This is a genomic window from Streptomyces sp. CBMA123, from assembly GCF_014596465.1.
In the GTDB taxonomy this organism is placed as follows: Bacteria; Actinomycetota; Actinomycetes; order Streptomycetales; family Streptomycetaceae; genus Kitasatospora.
On sequence record NZ_MECK01000479.1, the window covers coordinates 36,883 to 45,425 of the forward strand.

Genomic DNA, 8,543 nt, shown 5'->3' on the forward strand with positions numbered 1-8,543 from the left:
GGGCGGTCCCGGTAATCCCCGGCGGGATGTGATGCCGGTCACTCAGCGACCGTGGGGGCGGGTGAAAGGGCGGTCACGGGGGCGGGCGAGGGCCGCCGCGCGCCGGCTACTGCCGCACCGGCGGCATCGCGAGCGGGTTGACCGGCAGCTGTGCGCGGCAGAGTGCCGCGATCGGCCGCAACACGGCGGTCAGGCGGTCGAGTTCGCCGTCCGGCAGCCCCTCCCAGACCCGGCCGGCGGCCAGGTCGGTGGCCGCCTCCAGGGCCTGGCGGCGGATCCGGCCCAGTTCGGTGACCGTGCCGGCGGCGGTCAGCCAGCCGCGTTCGGCCAGGCGCGCGGCGGCGGCCTCCCACTCCTGGTCCGTCCAGCCGCGCATCGGCTGGAGCACCTGGCGGCGGGTGTCCGCCGCGCAGTGCAGCACCGACGCCTCGCAGCCGTCCAGCCCGGCGGTGACCAGCGCGGCCACATGGCCGTCCCCGCGGTGCTCGCGCAGCACGGTCGCGGCCTGCCACAGCCGCCCGTGGGCGTCGGCGGGCCGGGGGAGCGCGGCGTTGGCGGCGGCCAGCACCCGGCCGGCACAGTCCAGCCGGGCCACCGCCTCCTCCAGGGCCGTCGCCGCCGACTCGATCCGCCCGGGCTCCACCTGTGCCAGCAGTCGGGTCAGCGCCGCCGCCGAGCCGCCGGCCCGGGCGGCCAGCGCCTGCTCAGGGCTCGCGTGGGTCCACGCCTCGGGCAGGGCGTGCTCGACCATCGCCGGGGCGAAGCTGAAGAACGCGGCGATCACCGGCGGGGCGTCCACCGCACCGAGCGGGGCCGAGCGGGCGGCGAAGTAACCGCGCCAGCCGCCGTCCAGCCCGGCCGCCTCGAAGGCCACCCGGCTCTCGGGCTGGAGGAAGGTGACGGCGTGCACCGGCTCGTAGAGCCACCACAGGGCGCGGGCGGGGGGAACGGCGGGATCGGACATCGGGAGGCCTTCCTCGTGGGGGCTCGACGGCCGGCCGGGGCGACCAGGCGGACGCGGCCGGCCGGGGCGGCCGGGCGGGCACCCGACCGCTCAGGTGCTGATGGCCACGGCAGCGGCCCCGGTAACCCCCGGAGCGGGTGTGATCACCGTCACGCGGTGCACCGGGGGTGCGCCCGCCGGTGGCCCGGCACGAGATGATGGGACGCGGGCGCCCTCGGGCGTCCGGCCCTCGCAAACCCCCGTACGAAGGTAGTCGGTCATGGCCCAGATCAACCCCAGCATCCTGTCCGCGGACTTCGCCCGGCTCGCCGACGAGGCCGAGGCCGTCCGGGGTTCCGACTGGCTGCACGTGGACGTCATGGACAACCACTTCGTGCCGAACCTGACCCTGGGCGTCCCGGTGGTCGAGTCGCTCGCCCGGGCCACCGACATCCCGCTCGACTGCCACCTCATGATCGAGGACCCGGACCGCTGGGCCCCGCAGTACATCGAGGCCGGTGCCGGCTCGATCACCTTCCACGTCGAGGCCGCCGCCGCGCCCGTCCGGCTGGCCCGCGAGATCCGGGCCAAGGGCGCCCGCGCCTCGATGGCGCTCAAGCCGGGCACCCCGATCGAGCCGTACGAGGACCTGCTGCCCGAGCTGGACATGCTGTTGATCATGACGGTCGAGCCCGGCTTCGGCGGCCAGGCCTTCCTGGACATCATGCTGCCGAAGATCCGCCGCACCCGGGAGCTGATCGCCAGGCACGGCCTGGAGCTGTGGCTGCAGGTCGACGGCGGCGTCTCCGCGGCCACCATCGAGCGCTGCGCCGAGGCCGGCGCGGACGTCTTCGTGGCCGGCTCGGCCGTCTACGGGGCGGAGGACCCGGCCGCGGCCGTCCGCAACCTGCGCGAGCTGGCCGACAAGTCCTCGGCGGTCGCCTGGTGGGCCTGCGAGCACTGAGGCGCCCGCCCGCCCGGAGCGGCCGCACCGCCGGATGGCCGGGCGCGGGTGGAGGAACGTCGTACCGTGCCGGATGATCGGTGACGGTGTACGCCTCTCCCGCCCGGCCCTCCTCGTACGGTGGTGGTACCGCGATGAGCAACCTCGACCTCAGGCCCGCCCCGACCGACTGCGGCCGCGAGGCCAGCGGCGGGCCGGTGAAGGACTTGCTGACGGGTCGTCAAGTCCCGCTCGGCGAAAGCACGATGGTGCGTCGACTGCTCCCCAGTCTGGGTCGCCGGATGGTCGGCGCCTGGTGCTTCGTGGACCACTACGGCCCGGACGACATCGCCGGCGAGCCCGGCATGCGGGTCCCGCCGCACCCGCACGCGGGCCTGCAGACGGTCAGCTGGCTCCACCAGGGCGAGGTGCTGCACCGCGACAGCCTCGGCAGCCTGCAGGCCATCCGGCCCTACGAGCTGGGCCTGATGACCTCCGGCCGGGCGATCTCCCACTCCGAGGAGTCCCCGCGCCCGCACGCCCGCTTCCTGCACGGTGCCCAGCTCTGGGTCGCCCTCCCGGGCGCCCACCGGCACACCGCCCCCTCCTTCGAGCACCACCCCGAACTGCCCGTGGTCACCGCCCCGGGCCTGCGCGCCACCGTCATCCTCGGCACCCTGGACACCGCCACCTCCCCGGGCACCACCCACACCCCGCTGGTCGGCGCCGACCTCGCCCTCGCCGACGGGACGGACCTGCGTCTCCCGCTGGTCCCCGGGTTCGAGTACGCCGTCCTCGCCATGACCGGCCGGATCGACGTCGACGGCGTCCCGGTCGAACCCGGCTCGCTGCTCTACCTCGGCTGCGGCCGCCGCGAACTCCCGCTCCTCGCCCGCTCGGAGGCCTCGGCGCTGCTCCTCGGCGGCGCGCCCTTCGAGGAGCGGATCGTCATGTGGTGGAACTTCATCGGCCGCTCGACCGAGGACATCGCCCGGGCCCGCGCCGACTGGATGACCGGCGACCGCTTCGGTGAGGTCCACGGCTACGACGGTGCCCGGCTGGCCGCCCCGGAGCTGCCGGACGCGCCGCTGAAGGCGCGCGGCCGGGAGCGCTGAGGGGAGGTCGGGAAGGGTAAAAGGGCTCGCCAGGGGGGACTGCGGCCGATATGGTAAATGCGCATAGTAGATCGAGGGGGAGTGAGCACCATGGGGGAACCGTCCGTCGTGCGGAACGGGTCGGAGGCCGGGTTCGAGCGGGCCGCGAAGCCGGGGGAGAGTCCGGGCTTCCTGCTCTGGCGCGTCACGCTGAGCTGGCAGCGGGCGCTCGCCGCCGCGCTGCGGCCGTACGGCCTGACGCATGTGCAGTTCGTGCTGCTGGCCGGGGCGGGCCGGCTCGGGGAGCAGGAGGGGCCGCCCACCCAGCGGCGGCTGGCCGAGCACTCCGGCACCGATCCGATGATGACCAGCCAGGTGCTGCGCACCCTGGAGGGCAAGGGGCTGGTCGAGCGGGTGCCCGATCCGGCGGACAGCCGGGCCAAGCGGGTGCGGGTCACCGGGGCCGCGGCGGCGCTGCTGGTGGACGCGATGGAGGCGGTGGAGCGGGCCGACGCCGCGTTCTTCGCGCCCGCCCCGCGCGGGGCCGCGCTCGGGGTGCTGAACGCGCTGTCCGAGGCGTGGTGCGCGCCGTTCGGCTCCGGTGCGCCGGCCACCCGTGCGGAGGGCTGAGCCGTGACGACGGAGGCCGGGTCCCCGCACCTGAGGGACATCCGGCTGCCCGCGCGGGAGCCGTTCGACTTCCGGGCCCTGCTCGGGTTCATCGGCGGCGGCTGACCGCAGGGGGGCGGGCGGCGTCGGCGGTAGGCGGCGGGCGGAATGCGTATCACCAGGTAGTCCCCCCAATGCGACGTCCGGGCGGACCTGCCCGGACCGGCCTTCGATGGCGGCACTCGCGGCGGGGCCCGGGTCTAGCCTGGCCCGCATGTACAACGACGGTCTGGTGACGTGCACCCCGCGTGAGCTCGTGATTCGCCGGTACTACTTCCCGCTGGCGTCCGCCAAGCGCATCCCGTACGAGCGGATCCGCGGGCTGCAGCAGGTGCCGCTGACCCGGCTCGGCGGGCGGTGGCGGATCTGGGGCTCCGGGGACTTCGTGCACTACTTCAACCTCGACCTGGGGCGGGTGGACAAGAGCGTCGCCTTCGTCCTCGACCTCGGCGGGCGGGTCAAGCCGGTGATCACCCCCGACGAGCCGGAGCGGTTGATCGCGGCGATGGCCGCGCACCGGATCGAGGTGACCCGGGGTTAGACCCTCGCGGCCGCCAGGCGAGCGCGGCGCGGTGGGCCCGGGGCCAGCTGGGGTGGTGCTGGTCGATGACGTAGTGGTGGCCGTGCTGCCACGCGCCGCCGGCGGCCGGGTGGGCGTCGGTGAGGTGGGGGTGGCCGGCGGGCAGGTCGGCGTGGAGGTGGGGGAGGGCGTCCGGGTCGCGGGCGGGCCACAGGGCGGTTGCGGCCAGTGCGGCGGCGAGCGCGACCGCGCCCAGGACGACGGCGGTGACCGGGAGGCCGGCGCCGGCGGCGAGCCAGCCGGCCAGCGGGTAGGTGAGCAGCCAGCAGCCGTGCGAGAGGGAGAACTGGGCGGCGAAGGCGGCGGGCAGGTCGGGGTCGGCGGCGGAGCGGCGGAGGACCCGGCCGCTGGGCGTCAGGACGGCCGAGCTGCCGGCGCCGACCAGGGCCCAGGTGGCGAGCAGGGCGTACCAGCCGCCCGGGCCGGCCGGTGCGGCGGTGATCACGGTGACGGCGGCCAGCACGCAGGGCAGGGCGAAGGCGGCGGGCAGCATCACCGACCGGTCGCCGACCCGGGCCAGCAGCCGGGGCAGCAGCAGCGCGGCGAGCATCGAGCCGACGCCGTACGCGCCGAGCGCCAGTGAGACGGCCCCGGCCGGGCGGTGGAAGTGGTCGCGGACCACGTTGACGGTGTCGACGAAGACGATCGCGCCGGCCGCCGCCACCGCGAGGTCCAGTGCGAGCAGCGCCCGCAGCCGGGGGGTGGCCCGGAACAGCCGGGTGCCGAAGGCGGCCTTGCGGTAGAGCCCGCCGCCACGGTCGGCCGGCGTGGGCTGCGGTGCGGCCTGCGCCGTGCGCTGCGGTGCGGCCTGCGGCTCGGGCACGGGCTCGGGCTCGGGCACGGGCTCGGGCTCGGGCTTGGGCAGGACGACGGAGACGACCAGGGCGGCGGAGGCGAGGAAGCCCGCCGTCGTCCCGGCGAACAGCCAGTTGTACGGGATCACCGACAGCAGCAGCGCGGCGAGCGCCGGGCTGAACAGCGATTCGAGGTCGTAGGCCAGCCGGGACATCGACAGCGCCCGGGTGTAGTCGCGTTCGGCGGGCAGCACCTCCGGGATGGTGGCCTGGAAGGTCGGGGTGAAGGCGGCGGAGGCGGCCTGGAGCAGGAAGATCAGCAGGTAGATCTGCCAGACCCGGTCCACGAACGGCAGGGTGAGTGCGACCCCGGCCCGGGTGAGGTCCATCCCGACCATCAGGGTGCGCCGGGGGATCCGCCCGGCGAGTGCTCCGGCGACCGGTGCGACGGTCACGTAGGCGATCATCTTGATCGCCAGTGCGGTGCCGAGCACCGCCGAGGCGTCGCTCCCGGCGACCGAGTACGCCAGCAGCGAGAGCGCCACGGTGGCCAGGCCGGTGCCGACCAGGGCGACGACCTGGGCCGTGAACAGATGGCGGTAGGTGCGGTTGCGCAGCACGGTCAGCATGGGCCCGTCCCGGGGCGGCGAGGGGGTGGCGGTGTGCCCATCGTAGCCAATGCGTGCGTACTTGTGCACCTATTTCCGAGGGGGCGGCCGGCGCCGGGGAGGGGGTCGGGCTCAGTCGTGCGGCGGCAGGTGGCCGATCTGGTGGTCGGCGACGTTCAGCGCCTCGTCCACCAGCCGGCGAAGGTGCCCGTGCCGCAGTGAGTAGACCACCCGCCGCCCGTCCTTGCGGGTGGCGACCAGCCCGGCCAGGCGCAGCTTGGCCAGGTGCTGGCTGACCGAGGGGCGGGCGGCGCCGGTCGCCTCGGTCAGCGTGGTCACGTCCGCCTCGCCCCGGCCGAGGCGCTCCAGCAGCGCCAGCCGGGTGCGGTCGGCGAGTAGGGAGAGCACGGACGCGGCGACGTCCAGCCGGGCCTCGGCCCGCTGCTGCGAGCGGTGCGCATCTGCCATGGGGGTGCCGGAACTCATGGCGCCATCGTAGGGCGTGTGCGCAGGTGCGCTCATGAGGACGGAAACGGGTCGCGGTGGGGTCAGCGGGCCGGCTGCTCGACCGGCTGCTCCTCGGCGGCGGGCGCCGGGGCGGGTTCGAGGTCGCCCATCCGCGGGATCGCGACCAGCGCGGCGAGGATCAGGGCGCCGGCCATCACGATCGGGGTGCGGACGCTGACGGTGGAGCCGATCCAGCCGCTGAGGCTCGCGCCGATGAGCATCCCGATCCGGGAGAGCATCAGGTAGCAGCTGTTGACCCGGCCGAGCAGCTCCTTCGGCACGGTCTGCTGGCGCAGCGAGATCGCCTGGACGTTCCAGGTGACCACCCCGAAGTTGCCGACCGCGAACAGCGGCGCCACCACGAACACCGAGGGGCTCAGGCCCATCAGCAGCAGCGACGAGCCCATCAGGACGAAGGAGAGGGTGATCCGGGCCCGCCGGCTCAGCCGTTCGCTGATCCGGCCGGCCAGCATGCTGGCCGCCGTGCCGCCGGCCACGCCGGTGGCCAGGACGGCGCCGTAGGCCCAGGTGGGCTCGTGCAGGGTCCGGGTGACCAGTAGCGCCATCATGGTGATGCCGAGTGAGGAGGCACCGGCGGCCAGGGCGGAGAGCGAGGCGACCAGGCGCAGTTGCCGGTGCCGGTACAGCCAGCGGACGCCCTCGCGGACCTCCGTCATCACCCGGCGCTCGGACTTCGCCCGGGGCGCGCCGGAGCGGCCGGTCAGGGCGACCAGGGTGGCGGCGAGCGCGAAGGACAGGCCGTCCACCGTGAACGGGTAGCCGGCGGCGAGGGCGAACAGGGTGGTGCCGACCAGCGGGCCGATCATCCGGCCGACCAGCAGGCCGCCCTGCAGCCGGCCGTTGGCGACGTCCAGTTGGTCGGAGCGGACCACGTCCGGGATGGTCGAGGTGGCGGCGTTGACGAACACCGTCTCACCGCAGCCGAGGATGAAGGCCAGGGCGGCGAGCAGGGCCAGCGGCGGGCTGGTGGAGAAGACCCAGGCGGCGAAGCCCAGCACGATGGCGGCCCGGCCGAGGTCGATCGTCCACATCAGCCGGCGGCGGTCGAAGCGGTCGGCGATGACGCCGCCGAACAGGGCCATCAGCAGCCAGGGCAGCGATCCGGCCACCGCGACGACGGACACCGAGGACGGGGAGTCCGAGATGGCCAGGGCGAGCAGCGGCAGCGACGAGTCACGCATGCCGTCGCCGACCGCTGAGATCGACGAGGCCGACCACAGCATGGCGAATTTCCGGCCCAGTTGGGGCCTGGTGCGGGGCGCGGATGTCGCTGGGCTGGCTGGAGTCACCGACGCAGTATGGCATGACCGCTACAGATTTGGCCGCCCCTTCACAGAGCATTCCCAGCCGGAGGTCTCAGAGTCCGGAAACCCCCTTGACGAGGTGGTCAGACCGCCCGCGAGGGCCGGCCCCAGCACCACCGCGCGGGCTCGCCGCTCCGGCACCCGGGCGGCCGGCAGCCGGTTCGCCACCGCCGCGCCGGCCAGTGCCGCGGTCACCAACCCCCAGGCGGACGCGCTCAGTTCGGGCGCAGCCCCTTGGCCGCCGGCGAGACGGCGGCCACCACCACACCGTACAGCCGGGCGTTCGGCGCGAACTCCCGGGCCGTCCAGCCGGAGTTCGGCGCGTACAGCGAGATCGCCGGACCGCACACCCCGGCCCAGCCGCCCGTCAGTGCTGGACGCCGGCGGAGAGCGAGAAGTCCGCGAAGTACGCCTGCTGGGTGCTCGCCGGGCCCCAACTGGTGTCGTGGCCGCCGTAGAAGGTGGAGAACAGCACCCCGCCGAAGGGGATCGAGCCGATGCCGGAGGCGGTGCCGGTGGCCGCGTGCACCTGACGGCCGTCGTACCAGACGGTGATGTCGCCGGTGCGGCGGTTCACCAGCTGCTCGACGGTGTGCCAGCGGCCGTCCGCCTGGAAGTGCCAGTCGCCCAGGCCCTCGTCCACGCCGTAGCCGGTGGGGCCGGAGTCGGTCGGGGTGTACAGGTAGACCTCGCCGTTGTCGGGGCTGCCCTTGGCGGTGCGCCACATGTAGCGGGTGGACCAGCCGGCGCCGTGGTTGCCGCCGGACTCCTGGCCGATCGTGCCGCCGTACAGGCCGGGCAGCTTGCCGGCCTTGCCCCAGTCGCGGCCGGCGGGGAACCGGACGGAGTACTTGAGGTCCAGGGTGGGGCCCTGGGCGAGCGCGGACAGGCCGAGGGTGTTCAGGTCGGTGTAGAACTGGCCGCCGCCCGGGTTGGGGCAGTCGGTGCAGGAGTCGGCGGAGGAGCCCGCGCCGTACGTCACCCGCAGCGCCGGGCCGCCGCCGGGGGCGGCCGGGTCGTCGACGGCGCCGAAGTCCGCCGCGCCCCAGGCGCCTTGGCCGGCCACGCCCCAGGCGCGCT

10 protein-coding genes are annotated in these 8,543 nt (G+C 74.9%); 4 read left to right on the top strand and 6 right to left on the bottom strand.

Annotated features, from left to right (window positions below):
• Positions 1-106: 106 nt before the first annotated feature.
• On the bottom strand, positions 107-964 hold the full coding sequence (locus BG452_RS34835) for an SCO6745 family protein (protein ID WP_188308341.1): 858 nt from the start codon (positions 962-964) through the stop codon (positions 107-109).
• A gap of 259 nt (positions 965-1,223) precedes the next feature.
• Here BG452_RS34835 and rpe point away from each other — a divergent pair, with 259 nt between their 5' ends.
• From rpe to BG452_RS34855, 4 genes are all read left to right on the top strand, one after another.
• Complete coding sequence (rpe, locus tag BG452_RS34840) at positions 1,224-1,907, top strand: ribulose-phosphate 3-epimerase (RefSeq protein WP_188308342.1); 684 nt, start codon at positions 1,224-1,226, stop codon at positions 1,905-1,907.
• Positions 1,908-2,041: 134 nt separating this feature from the next.
• Positions 2,042-3,001 carry a pirin family protein gene (locus tag BG452_RS34845; RefSeq protein WP_188308343.1) on the top strand — a complete coding sequence of 320 codons (960 nt, stop codon included), beginning with the start codon at positions 2,042-2,044 and terminating at the stop codon, positions 2,999-3,001.
• A 90-nt stretch (positions 3,002-3,091) separates the two neighbouring features.
• Positions 3,092-3,610 carry a MarR family winged helix-turn-helix transcriptional regulator gene (locus BG452_RS34850; RefSeq protein WP_188308344.1) on the top strand — a complete coding sequence of 173 codons (519 nt, stop codon included), beginning with the start codon at positions 3,092-3,094 and terminating at the stop codon, positions 3,608-3,610.
• A 253-nt stretch (positions 3,611-3,863) separates the two neighbouring features.
• The gene (locus tag BG452_RS34855) at positions 3,864-4,190 is read left to right on the top strand and encodes a hypothetical protein (protein ID WP_188308345.1); all 327 of its coding nucleotides are present in this window, start codon (positions 3,864-3,866) and stop codon (positions 4,188-4,190) included.
• Here the strand turns inward: BG452_RS34855 and BG452_RS34860 are convergent.
• From BG452_RS34860 to BG452_RS34875, 5 genes are all read right to left on the bottom strand, one after another.
• Positions 4,120-5,652, bottom strand: coding sequence for an MFS transporter (locus tag BG452_RS34860; protein ID WP_188308346.1), 1,533 nt, complete (start codon positions 5,650-5,652; stop codon positions 4,120-4,122). The two genes, BG452_RS34855 and BG452_RS34860, sit on opposite strands and share 71 nt — an antisense overlap.
• Before the next feature lie 111 nt (positions 5,653-5,763).
• Positions 5,764-6,099 carry an ArsR/SmtB family transcription factor gene (locus BG452_RS34865; protein WP_223243165.1) on the bottom strand — a complete coding sequence of 112 codons (336 nt, stop codon included), beginning with the start codon at positions 6,097-6,099 and terminating at the stop codon, positions 5,764-5,766.
• Positions 6,100-6,179: 80 nt separating this feature from the next.
• The gene (locus BG452_RS34870) at positions 6,180-7,382 is read right to left on the bottom strand and encodes an MFS transporter (RefSeq protein WP_188308348.1); all 1,203 of its coding nucleotides are present in this window, start codon (positions 7,380-7,382) and stop codon (positions 6,180-6,182) included.
• Positions 7,383-7,678: 296 nt separating this feature from the next.
• Positions 7,679-7,813: a hypothetical protein gene (locus BG452_RS47375; RefSeq protein ID WP_262986090.1), complete on the bottom strand. Its 135-nt coding sequence runs from the start codon at positions 7,811-7,813 to the stop codon at positions 7,679-7,681.
• Positions 7,814-7,830: 17 nt separating this feature from the next.
• Positions 7,831-8,543: polysaccharide lyase (locus BG452_RS34875; protein WP_223243161.1), on the bottom strand; the 713-nt coding region annotated here is incomplete at its 5' end.